General features: G+C 73.0%; 28 protein-coding genes and 1 tRNA gene. 14 read left to right on the forward strand and 15 right to left on the reverse strand.

Going from position 1 to position 22,781, the window contains the following annotated elements; translation table 11 throughout:
• Window positions 1-196 precede the first annotated feature (196 nt).
• From ACN265_RS28885 to ACN265_RS28905, 5 genes are all read left to right on the forward strand, one after another.
• The gene (locus ACN265_RS28885) at window positions 197-388 is read left to right on the forward strand and encodes a hypothetical protein (protein ID WP_420118387.1); all 192 of its coding nucleotides are present in this window, start codon (window positions 197-199) and stop codon (window positions 386-388) included.
• Between the two features lie 21 nt (window positions 389-409).
• Entirely contained in the window at window positions 410-628 is a 219-nt protein-coding gene (locus ACN265_RS28890) for a helix-turn-helix transcriptional regulator (protein ID WP_420118388.1), read from the forward strand.
• An 81-nt stretch (window positions 629-709) separates the two neighbouring features.
• Window positions 710-1,366 carry an HAD family hydrolase gene (locus tag ACN265_RS28895; protein WP_420118389.1) on the forward strand — a complete coding sequence of 219 codons (657 nt, stop codon included), beginning with the start codon at window positions 710-712 and terminating at the stop codon, window positions 1,364-1,366.
• Between the two features lie 41 nt (window positions 1,367-1,407).
• The gene (locus ACN265_RS28900) at window positions 1,408-2,544 is read left to right on the forward strand and encodes a glutathione-independent formaldehyde dehydrogenase (protein WP_421410681.1); all 1,137 of its coding nucleotides are present in this window, start codon (window positions 1,408-1,410) and stop codon (window positions 2,542-2,544) included.
• A 9-nt stretch (window positions 2,545-2,553) separates the two neighbouring features.
• Entirely contained in the window at window positions 2,554-3,567 is a 1,014-nt protein-coding gene (locus ACN265_RS28905; protein ID WP_421410682.1) for an NADPH:quinone reductase, read from the forward strand.
• A 179-nt stretch (window positions 3,568-3,746) separates the two neighbouring features.
• On the opposite strand, the gene ACN265_RS28910 is transcribed toward ACN265_RS28905, so the two are convergent.
• Window positions 3,747-5,396 carry a fatty acid--CoA ligase gene (locus ACN265_RS28910; RefSeq protein ID WP_421410683.1) on the reverse strand — a complete coding sequence of 550 codons (1,650 nt, stop codon included), beginning with the start codon at window positions 5,394-5,396 and terminating at the stop codon, window positions 3,747-3,749.
• A gap of 84 nt (window positions 5,397-5,480) precedes the next feature.
• On the opposite strand from ACN265_RS28910, the gene ACN265_RS28915 reads away from it, so the two are divergent.
• Window positions 5,481-5,972 (forward strand): NUDIX domain-containing protein, encoded by a 492-nt coding sequence (locus ACN265_RS28915; protein WP_357925609.1) that lies wholly within the window; start codon window positions 5,481-5,483, stop codon window positions 5,970-5,972.
• Between the two features lie 82 nt (window positions 5,973-6,054).
• Here ACN265_RS28915 and ACN265_RS28920 read toward each other — a convergent pair whose 3' ends face one another.
• Window positions 6,055-7,728, reverse strand: coding sequence for an MDR family MFS transporter (locus ACN265_RS28920; protein WP_421410684.1), 1,674 nt, complete (start codon window positions 7,726-7,728; stop codon window positions 6,055-6,057).
• A 113-nt stretch (window positions 7,729-7,841) separates the two neighbouring features.
• A complete protein-coding gene (locus tag ACN265_RS28925) occupies window positions 7,842-8,384 on the reverse strand; it encodes a type 1 glutamine amidotransferase domain-containing protein (protein ID WP_421410685.1) in 543 nt (180 codons plus the stop codon).
• Between the two features lie 122 nt (window positions 8,385-8,506).
• Between ACN265_RS28925 and rfaE2 the strand changes: the two genes are divergently transcribed.
• Entirely contained in the window at window positions 8,507-10,396 is a 1,890-nt protein-coding gene (rfaE2, locus tag ACN265_RS28930) for a D-glycero-beta-D-manno-heptose 1-phosphate adenylyltransferase (RefSeq protein ID WP_421410686.1), read from the forward strand.
• Window positions 10,393-11,265, forward strand: coding sequence for a glycosyltransferase family 2 protein (locus ACN265_RS28935; RefSeq protein WP_357925600.1), 873 nt, complete (start codon window positions 10,393-10,395; stop codon window positions 11,263-11,265). Before rfaE2 ends, ACN265_RS28935 begins: the two co-directional genes overlap by 4 nt.
• A gap of 77 nt (window positions 11,266-11,342) precedes the next feature.
• On the opposite strand, the gene ACN265_RS28940 is transcribed toward ACN265_RS28935, so the two are convergent.
• The 3 genes from ACN265_RS28940 to ACN265_RS28950 are packed head-to-tail and all read right to left on the reverse strand — an operon-like array spanning window position 11,343 to window position 13,520.
• Window positions 11,343-12,470, reverse strand: a complete 1,128-nt coding sequence (locus ACN265_RS28940) for a glycosyltransferase family 9 protein (protein WP_420118396.1) — start codon at window positions 12,468-12,470, stop codon at window positions 11,343-11,345.
• 7 nt (window positions 12,471-12,477) lie between these two features.
• Window positions 12,478-12,963 carry an Hsp20/alpha crystallin family protein gene (locus ACN265_RS28945; protein ID WP_421411678.1) on the reverse strand — a complete coding sequence of 162 codons (486 nt, stop codon included), beginning with the start codon at window positions 12,961-12,963 and terminating at the stop codon, window positions 12,478-12,480.
• Window positions 12,964-13,013: 50 nt separating this feature from the next.
• The gene (locus tag ACN265_RS28950) at window positions 13,014-13,520 is read right to left on the reverse strand and encodes a DUF2231 domain-containing protein (RefSeq protein WP_420118397.1); all 507 of its coding nucleotides are present in this window, start codon (window positions 13,518-13,520) and stop codon (window positions 13,014-13,016) included.
• A 146-nt stretch (window positions 13,521-13,666) separates the two neighbouring features.
• Here ACN265_RS28950 and ACN265_RS28955 point away from each other — a divergent pair, with 146 nt between their 5' ends.
• Window positions 13,667-14,287 carry a pyridoxamine 5'-phosphate oxidase family protein gene (locus ACN265_RS28955; RefSeq protein WP_421410687.1) on the forward strand — a complete coding sequence of 207 codons (621 nt, stop codon included), beginning with the start codon at window positions 13,667-13,669 and terminating at the stop codon, window positions 14,285-14,287.
• 22 nt (window positions 14,288-14,309) lie between these two features.
• Here ACN265_RS28955 and ACN265_RS28960 read toward each other — a convergent pair whose 3' ends face one another.
• From ACN265_RS28960 to ACN265_RS28970, 3 genes are all read right to left on the reverse strand, one after another.
• The gene (locus ACN265_RS28960; RefSeq protein ID WP_307826212.1) at window positions 14,310-14,897 is read right to left on the reverse strand and encodes an HAD family phosphatase; all 588 of its coding nucleotides are present in this window, start codon (window positions 14,895-14,897) and stop codon (window positions 14,310-14,312) included.
• Between the two features lie 72 nt (window positions 14,898-14,969).
• Complete coding sequence (locus tag ACN265_RS28965; RefSeq protein WP_421410688.1) at window positions 14,970-15,122, reverse strand: hypothetical protein; 153 nt, start codon at window positions 15,120-15,122, stop codon at window positions 14,970-14,972.
• Window positions 15,123-15,271: 149 nt separating this feature from the next.
• Complete coding sequence (locus tag ACN265_RS28970) at window positions 15,272-15,934, reverse strand: TetR/AcrR family transcriptional regulator (RefSeq protein WP_421410689.1); 663 nt, start codon at window positions 15,932-15,934, stop codon at window positions 15,272-15,274.
• A 112-nt stretch (window positions 15,935-16,046) separates the two neighbouring features.
• Between ACN265_RS28970 and ACN265_RS28975 the strand changes: the two genes are divergently transcribed.
• The 3 genes from ACN265_RS28975 to ACN265_RS28985 all read left to right on the forward strand — a co-directional run bounded on the left by ACN265_RS28975 (window position 16,047) and on the right by ACN265_RS28985 (window position 17,323).
• Window positions 16,047-16,592, forward strand: coding sequence for an SRPBCC family protein (locus ACN265_RS28975; protein ID WP_421410690.1), 546 nt, complete (start codon window positions 16,047-16,049; stop codon window positions 16,590-16,592).
• Between the two features lie 51 nt (window positions 16,593-16,643).
• A complete protein-coding gene (locus tag ACN265_RS28980; protein WP_421410691.1) occupies window positions 16,644-17,024 on the forward strand; it encodes a hypothetical protein in 381 nt (126 codons plus the stop codon).
• A 95-nt stretch (window positions 17,025-17,119) separates the two neighbouring features.
• Window positions 17,120-17,323, forward strand: a complete 204-nt coding sequence (locus ACN265_RS28985; protein ID WP_204925817.1) for a hypothetical protein — start codon at window positions 17,120-17,122, stop codon at window positions 17,321-17,323.
• A 168-nt stretch (window positions 17,324-17,491) separates the two neighbouring features.
• On the opposite strand, the gene ACN265_RS28990 is transcribed toward ACN265_RS28985, so the two are convergent.
• Window positions 17,492-17,565, reverse strand: a tRNA-Thr gene (locus ACN265_RS28990).
• A gap of 111 nt (window positions 17,566-17,676) precedes the next feature.
• Between ACN265_RS28990 and ACN265_RS28995 the strand changes: the two genes are divergently transcribed.
• Window positions 17,677-19,458, forward strand: a complete 1,782-nt coding sequence (locus tag ACN265_RS28995) for a metallophosphoesterase family protein (RefSeq protein ID WP_421410692.1) — start codon at window positions 17,677-17,679, stop codon at window positions 19,456-19,458.
• A gap of 133 nt (window positions 19,459-19,591) precedes the next feature.
• Here ACN265_RS28995 and ACN265_RS29000 read toward each other — a convergent pair whose 3' ends face one another.
• Complete coding sequence (locus ACN265_RS29000) at window positions 19,592-20,071, reverse strand: MarR family winged helix-turn-helix transcriptional regulator (RefSeq protein WP_421410693.1); 480 nt, start codon at window positions 20,069-20,071, stop codon at window positions 19,592-19,594.
• Window positions 20,072-20,131: 60 nt separating this feature from the next.
• Here ACN265_RS29000 and ACN265_RS29005 point away from each other — a divergent pair, with 60 nt between their 5' ends.
• The gene (locus ACN265_RS29005; protein ID WP_421410694.1) at window positions 20,132-20,500 is read left to right on the forward strand and encodes a VOC family protein; all 369 of its coding nucleotides are present in this window, start codon (window positions 20,132-20,134) and stop codon (window positions 20,498-20,500) included.
• A gap of 31 nt (window positions 20,501-20,531) precedes the next feature.
• Here the strand turns inward: ACN265_RS29005 and ACN265_RS29010 are convergent, their stop codons facing one another.
• The 4 genes from ACN265_RS29010 to ACN265_RS29025 form a co-directional block, all read right to left on the reverse strand.
• Entirely contained in the window at window positions 20,532-21,392 is an 861-nt protein-coding gene (locus ACN265_RS29010; RefSeq protein WP_204925814.1) for a PSP1 domain-containing protein, read from the reverse strand.
• Between the two features lie 75 nt (window positions 21,393-21,467).
• Window positions 21,468-22,124, reverse strand: a complete 657-nt coding sequence (locus tag ACN265_RS29015) for a hypothetical protein (protein WP_204925813.1) — start codon at window positions 22,122-22,124, stop codon at window positions 21,468-21,470.
• Complete coding sequence (locus tag ACN265_RS29020; protein ID WP_204925812.1) at window positions 22,124-22,429, reverse strand: hypothetical protein; 306 nt, start codon at window positions 22,427-22,429, stop codon at window positions 22,124-22,126. Before ACN265_RS29020 ends, ACN265_RS29015 begins: the two co-directional genes overlap by 1 nt.
• Window position 22,430: 1 nt before the next feature.
• Window positions 22,431-22,760 (reverse strand): YbaB/EbfC family nucleoid-associated protein, encoded by a 330-nt coding sequence (locus ACN265_RS29025; RefSeq protein WP_088643476.1) that lies wholly within the window; start codon window positions 22,758-22,760, stop codon window positions 22,431-22,433.
• Window positions 22,761-22,781: the final 21 nt, after the last annotated feature.

A 22,781-nucleotide genomic window follows, 5' to 3' on the forward strand; every position in this document is an offset into this window, starting at 1 on the left:
TCCGCGATCAACTCCCTGCGGCGGGTGGGACATGGCCAGGGCGATTCACACCCGGCACATGTCCAGACAGGCGGAACAGGTCCGTGGCTTGTCATCGGTCCACCACATCACACGATATTGTACGAGGGCAACCCCAAAGGACGTTGCACTTCCCGCTACCACCTTATGCAAGTGCGCCAGACCATAGCGTCAGCCTGTGGAGTTGCTCGGGTTGGATGAGATCCGCGACCTGCTGGGCGGGATCAGCAAGCAGCGCGCCACGATCATCGTGGGCCGCAAGGGATTCCCCGACCCCTTCGTCACCCTGAAGATGGGCCGCGTCTGGGATGGCAAGGCCGTCCGGGCGTGGATCGCCACGAACCGCCCCGGCCCCGCCGACGAGGACTGACCCCGGGGCTACGTTCGGGACATGGACCGAGGGCCAGGCGACCTGATGGGGCCCTACGAGATCGCCCAACGCCTGGGCGTCTCCCGGTCGCGGTTTCAGCAGATCGCGAACCGACGCACCTTCCCGAGGCCGTACCGGGAGCTGCGTGGCATGAAGGTGTGGTTGACCGAGGACGTCGAAGAGTGGATCAGGGAACACCGCCGCCCCACGCCGCCGGCGGACGAGGACGACCAGAGCTGACTCGCGAGGTGCCACCTCACAACGGCGAGCACTGCCGACGCCGGGCGACCAGGGTCGGGTGGCGTCGGGGAGGATGGGGCGGTGACGGTGGATGCGGTGGTGTTCGACCTGGACGGCGTGATCGTGGACTCCGAGCCGGTCTGGGAGGAGGTGCGCCGGGCGTACGTGGCGGCGCGGGGCGGCACCTGGCAGCCCGACACCCAGCGGCGGCTGATGGGGATGAGCACCGGCGAGTGGGCCGAATACCTCAGCGGTGAGCTGGGCGTCGACCGGACCGCCGAGCAGGTCGCCGCCGAGGTGGTCGAGGAGATGGCCCGGCGGTACGCGGTGCGCGTACCGCTTATCGACGACGCCGACCTGGTGGTGCGCCGGTTGGCCGCGCGGTGGCCGCTGGGGTTGGCCAGTTCCTCGCCGACCCGGCTGATCGCCGCGGCACTGACCGCTGCGGACCTCACCGCCGAGTTCCGGGTGACCCTGTCGACCGAGCGGACCGCCCGGGGCAAGCCCGCGCCCGACGTCTACCTGGCCGTCGCCGAACGGCTCGGGGTCGACCCGGCCCGGTGTGCCGCCGTGGAGGACTCCTCCAACGGGGTCCGCTCGGCCGCCGCCGCCGGGATGCGGGTGGTCGCGGTGCCGCACGGGTCGTACCCGCTGGATCCGGACGCGGCGGAACTGGCTGCGGTGGTGCTCTCCTCGGTGCACGACCTCACCCCGGAGGTGGTGGACCGGCTCGGCTGAACCGCCTCCGCGACCCGGCCGGTCCGCCTAGCGTCGGGACCATGAGAGCTGTGGTGTACCAGGGGCCGCACGAGGTGACGGTCGACGACGTCGAGGACCCGCGCATCGAGCATCCGGACGACGTGGTCGTGCAGATCACCACGACCGCGATCTGCGGATCCGACCTGCACATGTACGAGGGGCGCACGCTCGCCGAGCCGGGCATCGTCTTCGGTCACGAGAACATGGGCACCGTGGTCGAGGCCGGCACCGGGGTACGCGGGATCAGGGTCGGTGACCGGGTGTCGATGCCGTTCAACGTGGCGTGCGGGTTCTGCCGCAACTGCCGGGAGCAGAAGACCGGTTTCTGCCTCACCGTCAATCCCGGCTTCGCCGGTGGCGCGTACGGCTATGTGGCGATGGGGCCGTACCGGGGTGGGCAGGCCGAGTACCTGCGGGTGCCGTTCGCCGACTTCAACTGCCTGAAGCTGCCGCCCGGCACCGAGCACGAGAACGACTACGCGATGCTCGCCGACATCTTCCCCACCGGCTACCACGGGGTGGCGATGACCGGGCTGCGGCCGGGCGAGAACATCACCGTGATGGGTGGCGGGCCGGTCGGGCTGATGGCCGCGTACTCGGCGGTCCTGATGGGTGCCGCCGAGGTGTTCCTGGTGGACCGGGTGCCGGACCGGCTGCGGCTGGCCGAGTCGATCGGGGCGACCCCGATCGACTTCTCGGCCGGCGACCCGGTCGCCCAGATCCTCGACCGGACCGACGGGGTGGGCACCGACCACGGGGTGGACGCGGTCGGCTACCAGGCCACCGGGAAGGGCGGCGCGGAGCAGCCGGCGGCGGTGCTGAACAGCCTGGTCGAGGTGGTCCGGGCGACCGGCGCGATCGGCGTGGTCGGCCTCTACCTGGCCAACGACCCGGGTGCGCCGGACGAGCACTCCGGCAAGGGTGAGCTGCTGTTCAAGATGGGCAAGCTCTTCGAGAAGGGCCTGCGGATGGGCACCGGGCAGGCCAACGTGAAGACCTACAACGAGTACCTGCGAAATCTGATCATGGCGGGGCGGGCCACGCCGAGTTTCGTGGTGAGCAAGGAGTTGCCGTTGGACGCGGCGCCGGACGCGTACCAGCGTTTCGACCGCCGCGAGGCGGGCTACTCGAAGGTGGTGCTCAAACCGGCGGCCTGAGGAGACGGCATGCAGACGATCGTGTACGAACGCACCGGTGACCCGTCGGTGCTCCGGCTGGTCGACCGGCCGGTGCCCGAGCCGGGCCCGGGGGAGGTGCTGGTCCGGCTGGCGGTGGCCGGGGTGAACCCGACCGACTGGAAGAGCCGGCGACAGCAGCCGCTACCGGTCGGCTGGCAGACCCCGGGGCAGGACGGGGCAGGCGTGGTGGAGTCGGTCGGCGCGGGGGTCGACCAGGGTCTGACCGGGGAACGGGTGTGGGTCTGGGAGGCCGCCTGGCAGCGCCCCTGGGGTACGGCCGCCGAGTACACGGTGGTGCCGGTCCGGCAGGTGGTGCCGCTCGGGGACGCCTCCTTCGACCTCGGCGCGTGCCTGGGCATTCCGTTCCTCACCGCGCACCGCTGCCTGACCGTCGGGGAGTACATGCCGGACACCCTGCACGCCGGGGCGCTCAGTGACCACGTGGTGCTGGTGCAGGGTGGGGCGGGTGCGGTGGGCAACGCGGCGATCCAGTTGGCCCGCTGGGCCGACGCCTGCGTCATCGCGACGGTCAGCAGTCCGGAGAAGGCACAGTTGGCGGCGGCGGCCGGGGCGTCCTTCGTCATCGACTACCGGGAACAGGACGTGGTCGACGAGGTCCGCAAGATCGCCCCCGACGGGGTGCACACCATCGTCGAGGTCTCCGCCGCCCGCAACGCGGGCACCGACGTGCAGGTGCTGCGGCCCGGCGGGGCGGTCTGCGTCTACGCCGACGACGGTGGCGGCGAGGTGACCCTGCCGATCCGGCCGTTGATGGCCCCGAACGCCCGCTGGCAGTTCGTGCTGGTCTACACCGCGCCGAAGGCGGCCAAGGCGCAGGCGGTGACCGACGTGGCGGCGGCGGTCGCCCAGGGGGCGGTACGGGTGGGCGCGGAGGCCGGCCTGCCGCTGCACCGCTTTCCGTTGGCGCAGGCCGCCGACGCGCACCGGGCGGTGGAGGACGCGGTGGTGGGAAAGGTGCTGATCGACACCGCCGGGCAGTAGTTCCGAGGACATTTCGCAATCGCCCGGACAGACGCGAGTAATTCTCGCAACAATGACATGGCGGGTCACCCCGCAAGGAAGGGCGGCCCCGGCGCGGTGCGAACGCCGGGGCCGCCCCTGGGGAGGGATGTTTCAGGAGTGACGTCCCTACCCCATCGGCGACGAGTCGCCGAAAAGTGTTACGGCCCCGCCAGCTCCCGTACCTCCAGGTCGCCGGCGGCGTACCGCGAACGCACCACCTTCTTGTCGAACTTGCCGACGCTGGTCTTCGGCACCGCGTCGATGACCGCCCAGCGTTCCGGCAGCTGCCAGTGTGCCACCGAACCGGCGAGGAACGCACGGAGCTGCTCCACACTGGTCGACGCGCCCTCCCGGACCACGACGGTGGCCAGTGGACGCTCACCCCACCGCTGGTCGGGCACCCCCACCACGCAGGCCTCCTGCACGTCCGGGTGGGCCATCAACGCGTTCTCCAGCTCCACCGAGGAGATCCACTCCCCACCGGATTTGATCACGTCCTTGGCCCGGTCGGTGAGGGTGATGAACCCGTCCGGCGAGAGCGTGCCGACGTCACCCGTACGCAGCCAGCCGTCGCGGAACTTCTCGGGATCGGGGGCGTCGTCGCCGACGTACCTGGCGGTCACCCACGGCCCGCGCACCTCCAGCTCCCCCACGGACGTCCCGTCGGCGGGCAGCGGCTCGCCCAGCGGGCCGACGATCCGGGCCGCCACCCCCGCCGGCACCCGCCCCTGCGTGTAGCGGTACCGCCAGGCGTCGTCGCCGGTCACCCCGGCCGGCGCCCGGGACACCGATCCCAGCGGGGACATCTCGGTCATCCCCCAGGCGTGGATCACCTCGATGCCGTGTCGTTCGGCGAACGCGTGCATCAGCGCGGGCGGGCACGCCGAGCCGCCGACGATCACCTCCTTGAGCGACGAGGTGTCCACGTCGTTGGCGTCCAGGTGGGCCAGCAGGTCGTTCCAGATGGTCGGCACCGCACCGGCCAGGGTGGGCCGCTCGGCGGCGATCATCTCGGCGATCGGCGCGGCCTGGAGGAACCGGTCCGGCATGATCAGTGACGCGCCGGAGAGGAACGCCGCGTACGGCAGTCCCCAGGACATCGCGTGGAACATCGGCACGATGGCCAACTCCCGGTCACCCGGACCGAGCCCGAACCCCTCCGGCAGGCACACCTGCAACGAGTGCAGGTAGATCGACCGGTGCGAGTAGGCGACGCCCTTGGGGTGGCCGGTGGTGCCGGAGGTGTAGCAGAGCGCGGCGGCGTCCCGCTCGTCGACCTCGGGCCAGTCGTAGTGCTCGGGCCGGCCGGCCAGCAGCTCGTCCCAGTGGTGGAAGGTGACCCGGTCACCGGCGACCGCCCGCAGCGGCCCGGGGTCGCCCCCGCCGACCACCACCACGTGCCGCACCGTGGTCAACTCGCCGAGCACCCGGGCCAGCAGCGGGATCAACGTCGAGTCGACGAGCACCACCCGGTCCTGCGCGTGGTTGGCGATGTAGGCGACCTGGTCGGGGAAGAGCCGGATGTTCAGGGTGTGCAGCACCGCGCCCATGCTCGGCACGGCGAAGTACGCCACCAGGTGCTCGGTGTTGTTCCACATGAAGGTGGCGACCCGCTCGTCGCCGGTCACCCCGCACTCGTCGCGCAGCGCGTGGGCCAGCCGGGCCGCCGTCCACCCCACCTCGGCGTACGACATCCGGCGCGGCTCGGCCCCCGTCCAGGTGACCACCTCGGCCGTGCCGTGCACGGTGACACCGTGTTCGAGGATCCGGGCGACCTGCAGCGGGGCGTCCATCATCGTGCTACGCATGGGTGACAAGCTAGTGTCGCCGGTCACACGTTGGGAACCCCCGGAACGTCGAACCGTCCCCGGGATGCTGCGTAGATTGTCCGGGTGAGTATCTCCTGGGCCGACTCGTACGTGGGACAGCTACGCGCCCTGGCCGGTGACCGGACGCTGATGTTCGTCGGCGCCCGGGCCGTGGTGCGCGACGACGCCGGGCGGGTGCTGCTGATCCGCCGCTCGGACAACGGCCAGTGGGCGCTGCCGGCGGGCGCGATGGAACTCGGCGAGTCGATCGCCGACTGCGCGGTGCGGGAGGTACGCGAGGAGACCGGCCTGCGCGCCCTGCGGGTCAGCGCCTTCGCGCTCTACACCGGCCCGGACCGCACCCACACCAACATGTACGGCCACACCTACCAGATCTTCACCGCCGCGTTCCGGGTCGACGAGTGGGACGGCGAGCTGGCCCGGGTCACCGACGAGACGACCGACGCCGCCTTCCTGCACCCGCACGAGTTCCCCGCCCCGCTCTCCCTGTCGGTCCCGGAAACCCTCGCCGACCTCGACGTCTTCACCCAGACCAACCGCCTCATCCTCAAGTAGCACCCGGCCCCGCTGCCCCGCACCGGTTCCCCCGCTTGCCCCGGGGCCGGAGCAGAGCCGGAGCAGGGCGGGGCCGGCGGGGTTAGAGCATGGTTTGGGATTTGGCGTTGAGGTCGGCGGCGGCTTCCTCCTTGGACTCCCGGGTCAGGGGTTTGCCGCCGGGGGCGGGGGCCGTTCCGCCGAGCGGGTCGGCGCCACCGGTCGCGCCCTGCGGGCCGGCGCCCCGGAGCTGGTCGTTCGGCAGGGCCAGGGTGACCAGCACGGCCACCAGCGCGATCAGGCCGGTGGTCAGGAACACCAGGTGCAGCGCGTCGACGAAGGACGCCTGGATGGCCGCCCGGACCGGACCGGGCAGGGCCAGGATCGTCGCCGGGTCGTTGATCGAGATGTTCGTGCCGCTGCCCGCCACCGCCGCCCGCTGCTCGGGCGGGAGCTGGGCGATCGCGCCGGGCAGCCGGTCGGCCAGGCCACCGGCGAGCCGGGAGGAGAGCACCGCGCCCAGGATGGCCACCCCGAACGAGCCGCCCAGCGACCGGAAGAACGTCGCCGAGGAGGTCGCCGCGCCCAGGTTCCGTACGTCCACCGCGTTCTGCACGCCGAGGATGAGCGACTGCATGCACAGGCCCAGCCCGACGCCGATGACCACCATGTAGCCGAACGCCGCCCAGAGCGAGCTGTCCACCTGGAGCCGGGTGAACAGCAGCATGCCGGCGACCAGCACCACCGAGCCGGCCACCGGGAACCACTTGTACCTGCCGATCCGGCTCATCGCCCGGCCGGTCACGATCGAGGTGACGATGATGCCGGCCATCATCGGCAGCATCAGCAGGCCGCTGCGGGTGGGCGAGGCGCCCTTGACGATCTGCAGGTAGAGCGGGATGAAGATGATCGACCCGAACATCACCAGACCGAGCACGAAGCCGGCCGAGTTGGCCAGCGCGAACGTCGCCGAGCGGAACAGCCCGAGCGGCAGGATCGGCTCGCCGACCCGGGCCTCCTGGAGCACGAACGCCACCCCGAGCACCGCGCCCGCCACGAACAGCCCGATGATCGTCGCCGAACCCCAGGCGTACGAGTTGCCACCCCAGCTCAGCGCCAGCAGCAGCGCGCTCACCCCGGCGACCAGCAGCGCCGCGCCCAGCCAGTCCACGGTGTGCTCCCGCCGCTCGAACGGGATCAACCGCAGCACGTGGTAGCAGACCACGATCGCCAACAGCGCCAGCGGCACGTTCAGGTAGAAGATCCACCGCCAGCTCGTCTCGGCGAAGTAGCCGCCGACCAGCGGCCCGGCCACCGAGGAGACACCGAAGACCGCCCCGAACAGTCCCTGGTAGCGACCACGCTCCCGGGGCGACACCACGTCCGAGATGATGGTGAACGCCAACGTCATCAGGCCACCCGCGCCGATGCCCTGCACGCCCCGCGTGACGATCAGCTGGGTCATGTCCTGCGACAGGCCGGCCAGCAGCGAGCCGAGCAGGAACGTGCCGATCGAGAAGAGGAAGACCGGGCGGCGGCCGTACAGGTCGGCCATCTTGCCGTAGAGCGGGGTGGAGGCGGTCGAGGCGAGCAGGTAGGCGGTCACCACCCACGAGTAGTGGTCGATCCCGCCCAGCTCGCCGACGATGGTGGGCAACGCCGTACCGACGATGGTCTGGTCCAGCGCGGCCAGCAGCATGCCGGTCATCAGGCCGAACATCAACAGACGGAGCTGGCGGGCCTGGAGCACCGGCTGGCCGTGGGTCTGGGCGGTCATCCCGCCTTCTTTCCCGCTCCCCCGCGAACATGCCTACGCACCGGAGGAAACCTGCCCGGCACCCGACGGGCACGCGGGCCACCAGGGACCCGCATGCCCGTCGGGGGTACGCCTCAGCCGGCGAACCGGTCGACGATCGCGGCGCAGAACGCCGGCAGGTCGTCGGGGTTGCGGCTGCTGACCAGGTTGCCGTCGGTCACCACCTGCTCGTCGACCCAGGTCGCGCCGGCGTTGGTCAGGTCGGTACGCAGGCTCGGCCAGCTGGTGATCCGGCGGCCCGCCACCACACCCGCCTCGACCAGGGTCCACGGGCCGTGGCAGATCACCCCGACCGGCTTCCCGGCGGTGAAGAACGCCTGCACGAACCGGACCGCGTCCGGGTCGGTCCGCAGGAAGTCCGGGTTGGCCACCCCGCCGGGCAGCACCAGCGCGTCGTAGCCGTCGGCGTCCGCGTCGGCCGCCGTCACCGCCACGTCATACGTCTTGGCCTGGTCCAGGTGGTTGAAGGCCTGGATGGTGCCGGGCTTGAGCGACACCAGCTCGGCGGTCGCGCCCGCCTTCTCGACCGCCTCCCGCGGCTGCACGTACTCGACCTCCTCCACGCCGTCGGTGGCGAGGAACGCGATCCGCTTGCCCTGCAATGTCGTGGCTGCCATGTCGGTTTTCCCCTCTCCGGATACCTCTGGTCGGTTCCCGGGGCGTAGGGCCCGAAACGTGACCCTGGTCGCCGGTCGCGGCGGAGGGTTTGGCCTGGTCGGGGCGGGGGACCCCGGTGGGCATGGCAGGAGCAGCAGCGGAACAGCGCCGGCTCGCCACCGTCGTGGAGAGCTGGCGGGAACGCGCCGTCCTCGTCGTCGGCGACGCCATGCTCGACGAGTGGCGCTTCGCCGAGTCGGAGCGGCTGTGCCGGGAGGCCCCCGCGCCGATCCTCACCCTGCGCCGACGGATCACCGCCGCCGGTGGGGCCGCGAACACCGCGGTCAACATCGCCACCCTCGGCGGGCGGGCCCTGCTCGTCGCCCCGGTCGGCGCGGACGTGGCCGGCGACGAGCTGCACGACTGCCTGGACCGGGCCGGCGTCTGGGACCGTACGGTCAGTGAACCGCACCGGCCGACGCCGGTGAAACGCCGGATGCTCGCCGGCAACCAGATCCTGCTCCGCGAGGACTCCGGCGACCCGGACGACCCGCTCGACGACGACGGGGTCGGTCGGCTGCTCACCGCCCTGAGCTGCGCCACCGAGGAGCTGCGGGCGGTGGCCGGTGGGGTCGCGCCCACCCTGGTGGTCTGCGACTACGGCCTCGGCGCGCTGCCCGCCCCGGTACGCGCCTGGCTGGTCGCCCACCGGCACCGGTACGCCACCGTCGCCCTGGACGCCCACGACCTCGCCGACTGGCGGGGGCTGAACCCGACGGTGGTCACCCCCAGTTTCGCCGAGGCGACCCGGCTGCTGGCCCGCGCCGCCGCCGGCTTCGGCGCGCCGCCCGCCCCGGCCCGTACCGGCGGCACCGGCCTGCACCTGGACCACCCGCCCAACGATCCGGCGGACGGGCCGTCGGAGCTGGTCGTGGGCACCGCCCCGGGCGGCGTCGGCCGGGCACCGACGGGCCCGACCGGGGAGCCGACCCCGGGCGAGGGGCGGGTCGCGATGACCGGGGACGGGCTGAGCGTGACCGGGGCCGGGGTGACCGTCAACGCCACCGTCGGCGAGGGGGTCGACCGGGCCGGGCTGGCCCGGGCGCGGCTGGCCGAGCTGCGGGCGCACACCGGCGCGGACGTGGTCGCGGTGACCCTGGACACCGAGGGTGCCATCGTCGGCGGCCCGGACGGTGCACCCCGGCGCAGCCACAGCACCCCCGTCCCGGCCAGTCACGCCGTCGGCGCGGGGGACGCGTACCTGGCGGCGATGACCCTCGCCCTGGCCACCGGGGCACCGCTGCCGACCGCCGCCCAGCTGGCCCAGCTCGCCGCCACCATCACCGTCTCCGACACCGGCACCTGCGTGTGCCGCCGGGAGGACCTGCTCGACGCGCTCGGCGGCGCAGCCGGCGGCGGCACCCATCCGACGCTCGTCGGCACCGGGGAGCTGGACGCGATCGTCGCCGACCACCGGCGAACCGGCCGGTCCGTGGTGTTCACCAACGGCTGCTTCGACGTGCTGCACCCGGGGCACGTGCGCTACCTGGAACAGGCCCGCGCGCTCGGCGACCTGCTGGTGGTGGCGGTCAACTCCGACTCCAGCGTCCGCCGGCTCAAGGGGGCCGACCGGCCGGTCAACCCGGTGGAGGACCGGATCGCCCTGCTCGCCGCGCTGTCCTGCGTGGACCACGTGGTGGTCTTCGAGGAGGACTCGCCGGCCGACCTGATCGAGGCGGTCCGCCCCGACGTGTACGTCAAGGGCGGCGACTACCCGCCGGAGATGGTCCCCGAGGCACCCCTGGTACGCCGCCTCGGCGGTCAGGTACGCACCCTCGGCTACGTGCCGGACCGGTCCACCTCGGCGATCATCGACCGGATCCGCGCCCAGGCCGCCACCGGCCTGGCCACCACCGGCGACCCACCGGCCGACCGGCTGCGACCCGCCGCCGGAATGCCCACGGCACCCGGCCCGGAGCCGACCCCGGCCACCCCGACCCCGACCGCCGAACACCTGGGCAGGATCACGTGAACCGACCGCTGGACCTCGGCTCGGCCGGGGAGTTCCGCCGACCCCGTCGGCTCGACGTGCTGATCCCCACCCGCAACCGGCCGGCCGAACTGGCGGTCACCCTGGCCGGGCTGGCCGCCCAGGTCGAGGTCCCCGACTTCGGGGTGGTGGTCAGCGACCAGTCCGACCACGACCCGGCGTACGCGCACCCGGCGGCGGCCACCATGGTCCGGGCGTTGCGCCACCGGGGGCACCCGGTGCTGCTCACCCGGCGACTGCCCCGGCGCGGACTGGCCGAACACCGGGCGTACCTGCTGGACCGGTCGGTGGCCCGCTACGTGCTCTGCCTCGACGACGACGTCTGGCTCGAACCGGGCACCCTGGACCGGCTGGTCACCGCGATCGGGGAACTGGGCTGCGGGTTCGTCGGCAACGCGGTGCACGGCCTGTCGTACGCCGACGACGTCCGCCCCGAGACGCACCGGCACTACGAGGAGTGGGACGGCCCGGTGGTGCCGGAACGGGTCCGCCCCGACACCCCGCAGTGGCAGCGGGCCGCCATCCACCCGGCCGCGAACCTGCTGCACGTCCAGCAGAAGCTGGGGCTGCCGGCGGGGGCGTGGCGGGCGTACAAGGTCTCCTGGATCGGCGGTTGCGTGCTCTACGACCGGGCGGCGCTGGTCGACGCGGGCGGCTTCGAGTTCTGGCGGCGGGTGCCGGAGAACCACCAGGGCGAGGACGTCGCCGCCCAGCTCGCGGTGCTGGCCCGGTACGGCGGCGCGGGCGTGCTGCCCAGCGGCGCGTACCACCTGGAGTCGCCGACCACCGTGACCGACCGTGACGTCGAGGCGTGGGAGGTCGTCGCCGCCGAGACCCCGCAGCCGGCCTGAGCCCGGCCGGCCGCCGATCCACCGGGGTCGTCCCGGCCCGGGGCCCGTCGGCCGGCGGTGCGGACGACCCGGGACTGTCAGCCGGCGGCGCTGCCCGGTTCGGGGCGGAGCAGGTCGGCGGCGGCTTCGAGCACCTCGGCCACCGGCACGTCGGCGACGAACGAGTCCCGGTGCGGGCAGTTGCCGTCGCCGGGCCGGTGCGGATAGATCCCGGGCGTGCAGTCGACCCCGCAGACCGGGCAGCGCGTCGTCCAGGCGGCGATCGGGCGGTGCCGGGCGCGCAACGGCGTCGCCCCGTTGATCATGTTGCCGACCCAGTAGACGCCCACCGTCGGGGCCCCCACCGCGCCGGCCAGGTGCAACGGGCCGGTGTCGTTGGAGACCACCAGCCCGCATTCGGCGTACGCGGCGGCCAACCCGCCGAGGCTGAGCGTGCCGACCTGGGGACGGACCGGCACCCCGGCCGCCGCGACCACCTCGTCCACCACCGCCCGCTCGGTGGGGGTGCCGGTGACCAGCACCTCGTACCCGTCGTCGTGCAGCACCCGGGCCACCTCGGCGAACCGCCGCGCCGGCCAGCGCCGCCGGGTGTCGCTCGCCCCCGGGTGCAGCGCCACCCGGGGCCGCTCCGGCTCGCCCAGCACCGCCCGCGCCTGCGCCCGGTCCGCGTCGGTCACCGTGAGCGTCGGTACGACGGTGACCGCGTCCGCCCCGACCAGGCCTACCACCTCCAGGTAGCGGGTCACCTCGGGCTGGTAGTAGACGTAGCGCAGCCAGCGGTCCAGCGGTGGGGCGTCCTCGGCGCGCAACCCGGCGGTGACCCGGGCCCCCAACCGGCTCATGATCGGATTGGAGTTGGCCCCGCCGCCGTGCACCTGCAACGCCAGGTCGTAGCCCTCCCGGGCGGCGTCGGCCAGGAAGTCGTCGAGCGATCCGGGCGGTTCGTCGGGGCCGGGCTCGCGGATGCCGGGGGCCGGCGGGACGACCAGCACCCGGTCGACCGGGCCGGGCCGGTCCCGCCAGAACGCCGCGTGCCACGGCGCGCCGAACAGCACGATCTCCGCCGCCGGGTACGCGGCCCGCAGCGAGTCCAGGGCGGGCAGCAGGAAGATGAGGTCGCCGAGCGCGTTGGCCCGCAGCACGGCGATCCGGGTCACGTCGGGCACCCGCTCCCCCAGCGGGCCACCCAGGGCGGGGCTGGTCACCGGGGGCCTACGGCCGGTCGAGGGGGTCGACGGCGGTGTCCGGGTGGTGCAGTTCCCGGTCCGCCGCCGGGTCCACGCCGGTGGGCGTACCGGTGCGGGTGGGACCGGGCGGGTAGCCGGCGCGGCCGACCGTGATGGTGCGCGGCGCGGGCCGGGCCGCCCGGGGCAGGTGCACCCGGAGCAGGCCGTGGTCCATCACCGCGTCGATGGCGTCGGGGTCGACCCGGGACGGCAGGTCCACCCGGTATTCGAAGCCCCGGGTCTCGAACCCGCCGGGGATGCCCTGGTCGGCGTTGACCTCGGCCTCGGACCGGGCCCGGACGCAGAGTTCCCGGTCGTCGAGTTCGACGGCGACCTCCTCCGGCGCCACCCCGGGCAGCCGGACGACCACCTGCCAGCCGTCGGCGACCTCGGTCAGCTCGACGTCGGGCGACGCACCCCGGCCGCCGACCAGCCGGCTCAGCTCGGCGCGCAACGCCTGGAGCTCGCCCATCGGGTCCCAGCCCTGCTGGCGGCCACGCCAGCCCCGGCCCGGCTGCTCGCTCACCGCACCTCCCCCACCGGTCGGCCGGTCGCGGCGGGCCGCAGCGAGCTGGGGGCGTCCAGGCCGGCGTCGGAGTCGACACCCACCCCCAACCGGTCGACCAGTTCCCCGCCGAGCCAGGCGCTGACGCCGAGGATGGCCAGGCCGACCACCTCGATGGCGATCAGCGCGCCGCCGGCCGCCCGGGATTCGGCGTTCAACCGGACCGCCCAGACGGCGGCGAAGAGCAGGATCACCGCGACGTTCGCCGCCGCGTGGGTGAGCGCCACCCGCTTGGCCCGGGTGCCGGCCGGGATGGCCAGCAGGTCGAACGTGCCGGCCCCCGCGGCCAGCAGGCCACCGACCAGGCCGACGGTGATGTTCCAGTACGCGACCTCGGCGAGGAAGTCGGGCCCGCCGACCGTGTCCACGATGTCGAAGAGGGTGCCGGTGACCAGCAGCGCCACCGGGAACATCACCAGCATCGGGTGCACCGGGTGCCCGAGCACCTTCAGTCGGCTCTCCATGGCGGCCCTTCCACTGCGTTGTCGCGGGCGGGGGAGCCGGTACCCGCCGTCCGGGGCGGCCCCGCTCGCCACGCCCGCCTAGGCTGACGTACGGCGGCCGGTGTGCCACCGCCCGCCACCGGGACCAACGGACGGGGGAGGCGGACGTGACGGCAGAGATCACCTCGCACGAGGAGTTACGCGCGCTGCTGGGGGCACCGATGCCCCGCGCGGCGGCCAAGGAACGCACCGTGCTGCACGAGCGGGACCGGCAGTGGCTGGCCGCGTCGCCGTTCTGCCTGGTCGCCACGGCCGGCGCGGACGGCAGCTGCGACGTCTCCCCCAAGGGCGACCCGGCCGGCTTCGCGCTGGTGCTCGACGACCGGACGATCGCCCTTCCGGAGCGGCCGGGCAACCGGCGGGCCGACGGCTACCGCAACATCCTCGACAACCCGCACGTCGGGCTGATCTTCCTGATCCCCGGCCGGACGGACACCCTGCGGATCAACGGCCGGGCGAAGCTGGTGAGCGACGCGCCCTACTTCGACGACATGCTGGTCAAGGGGCACCGGCCGGTGCTCGCCGTCGAGGTGGCCGTCGAGCAGATCTTCTACCACTGCGGGAAGGCGTTCATGCGCTCCGCGCTGTGGCAGCCGGAAACCTGGCAGCCGGATGCGCTGCCGTCGCGGGCCCGGCTGGCCAAGGAGGTGGAGACGCTGACCGAGAGCCTGGCCGACCTGGAGCACTACTACGGCCCGACGTACGCGGAGAAGCTCTACCGGGGGTGACGGCCCCCGCTCGGGCGGGGGTTCAGCGTTGCCAGGGCGGCGGGACCCGGACCGAGGCCATGCCCGCCGCCGTCGCCGCCGCGACCCCCAGGTCGGTGTCCTCGAACACCAGGCACTGCTCCGGCGGTACGTCGAGCAGCCGCGCCGCCATCAGGTAGCACTCCGGGTCCGGCTTGGCCCGCGCGTAGTCCTCCGCGCAGACCAGCACGTCGAACCGGTCGAGCAGGCCGAGCGCGGTCAGCGAGGCGGTCACCGATTCCCGGGTGCTGCCGGACACCACCGCGAACGGCACCTGCCGGTGTGCCCGTTCGATGTGCGCCAGCACGCCCGGCACGGCGGTGAGCTGCGGCAGGAAGCTCTGGTAGGCGTCCTCCCGGCGACGGGCCACCACGTCGACAGGCATCGCCAGCCCGTGCCGCGCGTTGAGGTCGACGACGATGTCGGCCACCGGCCGGCCGCCCCAGGCGTAGAACAGGTCCTCCGGCAGGTCGCAGCCCCACTCGTCGAGCGCCGCCCGCCAGGCCAGGTGGTGCACCGGCATGGAGTCGACGATGGTGCCGTCGCAGTCGAACAGGTAGGCCCGGAAGTCGCCGGGCGGCAGGGGCAGCACGGGCCCAGGATAGCCACGGCGGGACCTGCCCCTTCGCCCGCGCCGGCTCCCGTCGGGCGGCGCGGTGGCCGGTCAGCGGTCCGGGTCGGTGCGGGTGATGTCACGCAGCGCGTCCTGCGGGGCGGCGCGGCGCAGGTAGTCGCGGCGCATCCGGCGACGCTCACGCCGGCACCGGCCGCACGCCCAGGGCAGCGGCCACCACCGGCCACAGAAGGCACATCTCATCGAGGGGTCCCATCCTCGTATGCGTACGGTAGCCGACTGCTGACCTTAGCCGTACCGGACAACGGGCATCGACCGGTGCCGTTGCGGTGTTGGTGCCGCGTCCCGACCCGGCGGCCAACGGCGGTGGTGGCGTGCCCCGTCCCCGGTGCTCAGCGGCAGAGGAGGTCGTCGATCTCGTCGTCGAACAGCAGTGCCGGGTCGAACCCCATGCCGGCGAAGTGGCCGGCGAGTTCGAGCGACAGGACGCCGTGCACCCGCGTCCAGAAGGCCAGCGCCTGCCGCAGCGTCGCGGCCGGTACGGTCGGGTCCGCGATCCAGCCGCGATGGTCGTCGAGGTGGGCCTCGATCCGTCGCCCCGAGGGCGGGACGTCGCGGCTGCGGTAGGCGTCGACGACGGTCGCCATGATCTCGGCCGAGATCGCGGTGGTGTCGTCGGGGGCGTGGTAGCCGGGTACGGGCGTACCCCAGATCAGCAGGTAGCGCTGCGGATCGCCGAGGGCCCAGGCGCGCACGGCACGGGCCAGCCCGGCGACGTCCGCCCCGGCGTCGGCGGCGGCCCGGAGCGTGTCGGCGAGGCTGCGGTACGCGTCGCGGATCAGTGCGGTGATCAGCTCGTCCCGGCTGGCGAAGTACCGGTAGAGCGCCGGGCCGCTCATGCCCAGGTGCTCGGCGATCGCCTTGAGCGACAGCGCCGACACCCCGGTCGTGGCGAGCTGTTCCCAGGCCCGCTGCTTGATCTCCGCCCGCACCTGGGCGCGGTACCGCTCGCGCGGACCGGTCACGTCGGCACCCATGGACCGTCCCTCCACCATCACTCTCACGTTAGTTACAGGCTATCACCATGACCATTGACCGAAACTTGCATTGGTTATAGCTTGTAACCAGAGCGACAGCAGATCGCAGAAGTGAGAGAGGTGGAGACAGATGGCATCGACCACGCACCAGCCGGTGATCGCCTGCGACGGGCAGGGTGTCGACCCGGCGGCCCGGATCCGCTACCGCGCCGAGACGCTGATCGACGCGTCGCTGCACACCGTCTGGCAGCTCCAGACCGACGTCGGGAACTGGCCCTCCTGGCAGGCGCCGGTCACCACCGTCATCCGCCTCGACGACGGCGAACTGCGCGCGGGGTCGGCGTTCCGGTGGACCACGCCCGTCCCCGAGACCCCGATGACCCCGGCCACGACCCTGACCATCACCTCGACCGTCGCGCACCTGACGCCCTACCGGTGCCTCCGCTGGGCCGGCCCGGGAGTCGGCGACGGCCTGCACATCGACAACGGCGTCCACGTCTGGACCTTCACCGAGGTCACCGGCGGGGTGCTGGTCCGCACCGAGGAGACCTGGACCGGAGCCCAGGTCGAGGCCGACGTGGCGACCTCCACCACCTACCTCGGCTACGGGTTGGATGCCTGGCTGGCCGATCTCAAGGCCGCCGCCGAACGCACCGACCGGGCCGTCCGACCCTGAACCCCGGTGGGACCACCCGCCGCCCGCCCCTCGTACCGGAAGGAACCCGCCATGCCCCCCGCACCGACGACGGTCAGCCCCCCGGGCATGCTGACCCGCTCACGCCCCCTCGTCATCAGCGCCTGGGCGACCGCCGCCCTCGTCGCCGTCCAGTTCTCCATGGTGGCCGTCATCCCGGTGGCGATCACGCTGGTCACCGTGTTCCGCCACGATGCCCTGCGCCCGCTGCGGTGGTGGGCCGGCGCGCTCGGCGCGGCCTACGGGACGGGACTGGCGCTCTGGGTGATCGGCCCGGACCGCGCCCCCAGCCTGTCGAAGAACCTCCACCCGGCGCACGAGGTCGTCATCGTCGTCCTCGGCATCGCCCTCGCAGTCGCCTACCACGCGCTACGCGGACGCCGCAGCACCCGCGAACCTGGCTACCCGGCGTGACGGACAGGATCATTGCGGGCGCTCAGAGTTCGGGGATGGTTCCGCTGCGACGGTGGACCCGGCACCCGCGCACCGCCGCTACCTAGACTGGCCGGATGAGGCAGGCGCTGAAGGATCTGACCTACTCCGAGCACTCCGAGTGGTTCGGCCTGGGCCCGCTGGCGTTCGCCGTCCTGGCGGGCATCCGCGCCATGATGGCCGACGAGCCCTTCGCCCGCTGGGCATGGATCACCATCGCCGTCCTCATGCTGATCCTCTGCGCCGTCTACGTCATCTGGACGAAGAAGAAGCGCTCCTGAGACCTGCGTGGAGGGCAGCTACAACCGTGGCCGGCCTGCGCTCATGGACGGCAACCTCGCGCCCTGCCGCAACGGGACGGAGCGCCGGGCAAGCTGATCCTGGCGGCAACGCGAAAAGGCCCCGCGACCTTGGCATTCAGCCTGGTCACGGGGCCTTTCGGTTACCCGAGCCGCCTGACGGAATCGAACCGTCGACCTACGCATTACGAGTGCGTCGCTCTAGCCGACTGAGCTAAGGCGGCAACGACCGCCAAGTGTACGGTACGACCCCCGGCGTGACCGAGGGGGTTCCCCGCCGGAGGACCCGGACATCAAGGGACATCCGTGTCGGGCGGGACGGCTAGGCTGCCCGGGTGAGCGACGACCCCGCCACCCCCGAGCGCCCCGCCACCTCCGGACGTCCCGCCGATCCGGTCGGCCCCGGAACGGACCCGGACGCCGAGCACGCCCCCGGCGAGCGGGCCGTCCGCAGACCACGCGGCACCGATCCGGTGGAGCTGGGTTTCACGCCCCGCAAACCGGTCCCCTGGCTGGCGCCGTTCCTGCTGATCAGCACCGGCATCCGTACCCTGCTGGCGATGCTGTTCGGGGCGTACCTGGACAAGCGGGAGCTGCAGAACGCGCTCGACGCCAGGATCGGCACGCAGGTCGGCCCGGACGGGGGCCTCTGGCTCGACTACGTGGCCGACCTGGGCGACGGCTTCGACGCCACGTACTCGGTGGCGTACCTGCTGGCCCAGCCGGAGCTGACCGTGGACGGGCACCGGCTGCCCCGGGCACAGACCCTGGTGATGGGCGGCGACCAGGTCTACCCCTCGGCGGCCTACGAGGCGTACGAGGACCGGTGCAAGGGGCCGTACCAGGCGGCGCTGCCGGTGGCTCCGCCGCAGCGGCCGATGCTGTTCGCCGTGCCCGGCAACCACGACTGGTACGACGGGCTGACCGCGTTCCTGCGGCTGTTCGTCCGCTCCCGGGACCGCAACTTCGGCGGCTGGGGCACGGGCCAGTCCCGGTCGTACTTCGCGGTCGAACTGCCGGCCGGATGGTGGCTGCTCGGCCTGGACGACCAGTCGGGGTCCTACCTGGACGATCCGCAGTTGTCGTACTTCGACGAGGTGGCCCGCCGGCTCGGCCCGGAATCCCGGGTGATCCTGGCGGTGCCGGCGCCGACCTGGGTGAAGTCCGTCGACCATCCCACCGCGTACGACTCGATCGACTACTTCGTCCGGACGATCATCGCGCCCACGGGCGCGCACGTGCGACTGCTGGTCTCCGGCGACCTGCACCACTACGCCCGGTACGCCGGCCCGGAACGGCAGTTGATCACCTGTGGCGGGGGTGGCGCGTACCTGTATCCGACGCACACCCTGCCCGAGCGGATCGAGGTGCCACCGAAGGACACCCTGTCCCGCCGTGCCAGCCGCACCCGGTCGTACGACCTGGTGGCCCGGTTCCCGGACGCGGCCCGCTCCCGCCGTTACGGCTGGGGGATCTTCCACCGGCTGCCCCGGCGCAACCCGGGTTTCGGGACCCTGCTCGGCACCCTGCACACGCTGCTGATGCTCGCCATGGCCGGGGTCGCGGCCAACCGGACCGGCACCGAGCAGCGACTGTTCAGCGTCCCGCTGGTGATCATGTTGGGGGTGACGCTGCTCGGCGCGGCGTTCTTCGCCCAGCCGCCCAGCGCCGGCGGGAAACGGCACGTCCGGCACTGGCTGCTCGGTATCGGTCACGGCCTGGCGCACGTGGCACTCGCGGTCGCCGGCACCTGGGCGTGGCTGCACCTGCCGTTCTACCACTGGCCGTGGCCGCTGCCGGCGGTCGCCGCCGCAGTGGTCTACGGCCCGGTGATCGGCTTGGTCGCCACCCAACTGGTAGCCGCATATCTGCTGGTGGCGGGCGCCTTCGGGGTCAACGTCAATGAACTGTTCGCCGGGCAGGGCATCGAGGATTCGAAGTCGTTCCTGCGGATGCGCATCGACCCGGACGGCACGCTTACCGTCTATCCGATCGCCGTCGACCGGGTCTGCCACGACTGGCAGCTCAACCCCGACCAGTCCCCGACGGCCTCCTGGCTGACCCCCCGCACCCCGCTGACCCCCCGCCTCGCCGAACCCCCGGTAACCCTCACCTGACTTCCCGTCCACACCCGGACCACACCCCGCCGCGCCACCACCCACACCCCGCCGCGCCGTCGCCCGTCGCCCGTCGAAGTTGACCAAGAAGTTTGCGTCACCCGCCGTGCCCACCCTGACGCAAACCTCTTGATCAACCCCGGTCGTCGGCGGGGGGCGGCGGCGCGGGCGGGGAGGTCAGGGAGTGGATCATCGATTTGAGGGCGTGGAAGGCGGCTGAGCGCTCGGGGCCGGTCATACCGGAGAGCATTCTGACCTCGACGGAACGGACCGCCGCGCTCGCCCGCTCCAGGCTGCGTCGACCGCTCGGCGTGAGTCGCGTGGGCAGCGCCTTGCCGACGGGTGCCGCCGCCGGCCTTACCACGTAGCCCTCCCGTTCCAGATTCTGGAGCAGCACGTTCATCGTCTGCCGGGTCACGAACGCGCCCCGCGCGAGTTCGGAGTTCGACATGCCCGGACGCTGCGCCAGCAGTTCGAGGCAGGCGTAGTGCGTCACACCCATCCCGAGTGGTCGCAGCACCTCCTCCATGGCCGCCCGCAGGGCGCTCGACGCCTCCTTCAGCAGGTAGCCCAGGGACGTCTCCAGGTCGATGCCGGAATCAACTTGACTCATGTCAGTATTCTGACATAGCTTGTGCATGTCAGGAACCTGACATGACCGAAGGAGCATCGCATGCCCGTCACCGGCCCCGACTTCATCTCGTTCCAGGCGCGCGACCTCGCCGCCTCGCAGGCGTTCTACGAGCGCTACCTCGGCCTCGTCCGCTCGCCGGCCGGGCCGCCGCACGCCGTCGTCTTCGCCACCACACCGATCGCGTTCGCCCTGCGCGACGTCGTCCCCGGCACCGATCTCGCCTCCGCCGCCCGGCCCGGCATCGGTGCCGCGATCTGGCTCCACACCACGGACGTACAGGCCATCCACGACGCGCTCGTCACCGACGGGCACACCATCGTCTCCGCGCCGGTCGACGGGCCCTTCGGCCGGACGTTCACCTTCGCCGACCCCGACGGCTACCAGGTCACCCTGCACGACCGCGCCTGACGGGCCGTGCCCGACACCCGTGAACCGTCGGTCAGCGCGCGGCCCCTCCGGGGCCGGCCGGGTCACGGCTCTCGTAGGCGCTCCGGGAGCCACAGACGTCCGCGCGGGAGCACATGGAGCGCGAGCCGTCAGCGTCCAGGCGGACGGTCACCGCATCCCTCGGGACGCTGTGGCCGACCACCCGGCCGTCCCCCTCGGGCGTGCTGACCCGGCTGCCGATCGCCGGGGCGGACTCGGTGAACGTGGTGTACAGCGGGTGCTCGTACTTCAGGCAGCACATCAGCCGGCCGCAGGCGCCCGAGATCCGCAGCGGGTTCAGCGGGAGGTCCTGGTCCTTGGCCATCCGGATGGTGACCGGCTCGAAGTCGTTGAGGAAGGTGGCGCAGCACAGGTCCCGGCCGCAGGAACCGATGCCACCCTGCACCCGGGCCGAATCACGGGCGGAGAGCTGCCGCAGCTCCACCCGGCAGTGCAGGGTCGCACCCAGGTCCCGGACCAGCGAGCGGAAGTCCACCCGGTGCGGGGCGGTGAAGTAGACGGTCGTCCGGTCCCCGGCCCCCTCGGCTGCGGCGAGGACGTGATCCACCGCGACCACCTTCATCGGCAGGCCGTGCTCCCGGATCAGCCGCTTCGCCGCCACCTTCGCCTCGGCCTTGCGCCGCCGCAGCAGCTCGTCGCGGCGCAGGTCGTCGTCGCCGGCCAACCCGGCAAGCTTCGGGAAGCCGTCGGTCTCCTCCGAGACCCACTGCGCCGCCCAGACGCACTCCGCCACCTCGGGACCGTCGTCGGTGGGGACGAGCACCCGGTCACCGACCTGCGGGCTGAACTCCCCCGGGTCGAGGTAGTAGAGCCGCCCGTACCGGTTGAAGCTGACCGCGCAGAGCATGCCCATGCGTTCAGCCTACGACGGATCGACGGAACCGGTCCCGGTGCGGCGGGCGGGCCCCCCGCCGGGTCGGTCGGCCCATCAGCCGATCCGCACCGGGCCGCCGTGGTACGACGGCCCGCCGGTCGGCCGCCAGGTCGACTCGGCGAGGCTGGGCGACCACTGGCGCAGCAACGTCTCCGCCCCGTCGTAGGCCACCCCGAGCACCGCGAGCACCCGGGTGGCGATCTCGGCCGCCGCAGCCGCCCCGGCGGGCCCGGCACCCGCCCCGGCGGCCACCCGGACCCGGACCGCCTCGGTGGAGCCGAGCACCTCGGCCAGCACCCGGGCCACCGCCAACCGGCTGCCCTCCACCCAGTCGGCGAGCGCGTCGGCGTAACCGGCGGTGGACTCCAGCCGGCCCACCAGGCTCTCCGGGCCCTCGTCCAGATGGCGCAGCAGGGCGGTACGGGCCTCGTCGTAGGACGCCCCGGCCGGGCCCGACCAGATGCCCGGATCGGTGAGGGCGGCGCACGCGTCGTCGTACCCCCGCACGAGACGGCGCACGGCGTGGCCGGCGGTCGCCAGCGGCGCGGGATGCAGGTCGAGGAACGCGCGCAGGGCCTCCCCCGGCAGCAGCTGCATCCGGCGCAGCAGCGGCCAGACCGGGTGCGCCTCGGGCGCGCCGGCGGCGAGCAGCGTGTCGACCCGGGCGAGCAGGTCCAGGCCGGGCTCGGCGAGCCGGTCCAGCGGGTCCATCACGCCTCCCCGGCCAGCCGGCGGCGGGCGGCCTCGTCGCTGGACGTGTAGCGGTCGGCGGCGCTGCGGACGGCCGACGCGGCGGCGGCCAGCCGGGCGGCGGCGGCACCCGCCTCGCGGGCCCGGCCGTCGGTGGCGGTCGTCCACTGCCGGTGCAGGGCCCGGCCGACCTCGCCGGGACGGCCGGCGGCGTGCGCGCCGAACGCCGGGTGCGGCGGGTCGGTGGCGGTGACCGTCCGGGACAGCGCGGCGAGGGTGGCGCTCGCCTCGTCGAGGCGGTCGGCGAGGGTACGCAGGGCGTCCATCTCACGCCCCCGCGAGCGGACGGTAGGCGGTGAACGTCTCGTTGTGCAGCTTCTCCCGGGCCCACTGGGCGGCGTCGGCGGCGGCCGTGACGGCGGCCTGCACCGAGCCGGCCACGTCCCGGGGGTGGCGGTTGTGCAGCGGCCCGAGGAAGCGCACGTCGGTGATCCGCCCACCGGCGGTCACCACCACCTCGACCAGCCCGTCGGGCGAGCGGACGGTCACCTCGACGGTCTCCACCGCCCGGTCGAACTCGGCCTGGAGGGACTCGATCCGGCGGTACCGCCGCACCGCCTCCTCGATCCACGCCTCGTCGATCTCGCCGCGCGGCATCCGATCTCCCCCCAGGTCGAC

The sequence above is a fragment of the Micromonospora sp. WMMD730 genome (assembly GCF_049178955.1).
Classification (GTDB): domain Bacteria; phylum Actinomycetota; class Actinomycetes; order Mycobacteriales; family Micromonosporaceae; genus Micromonospora; species Micromonospora wenchangensis.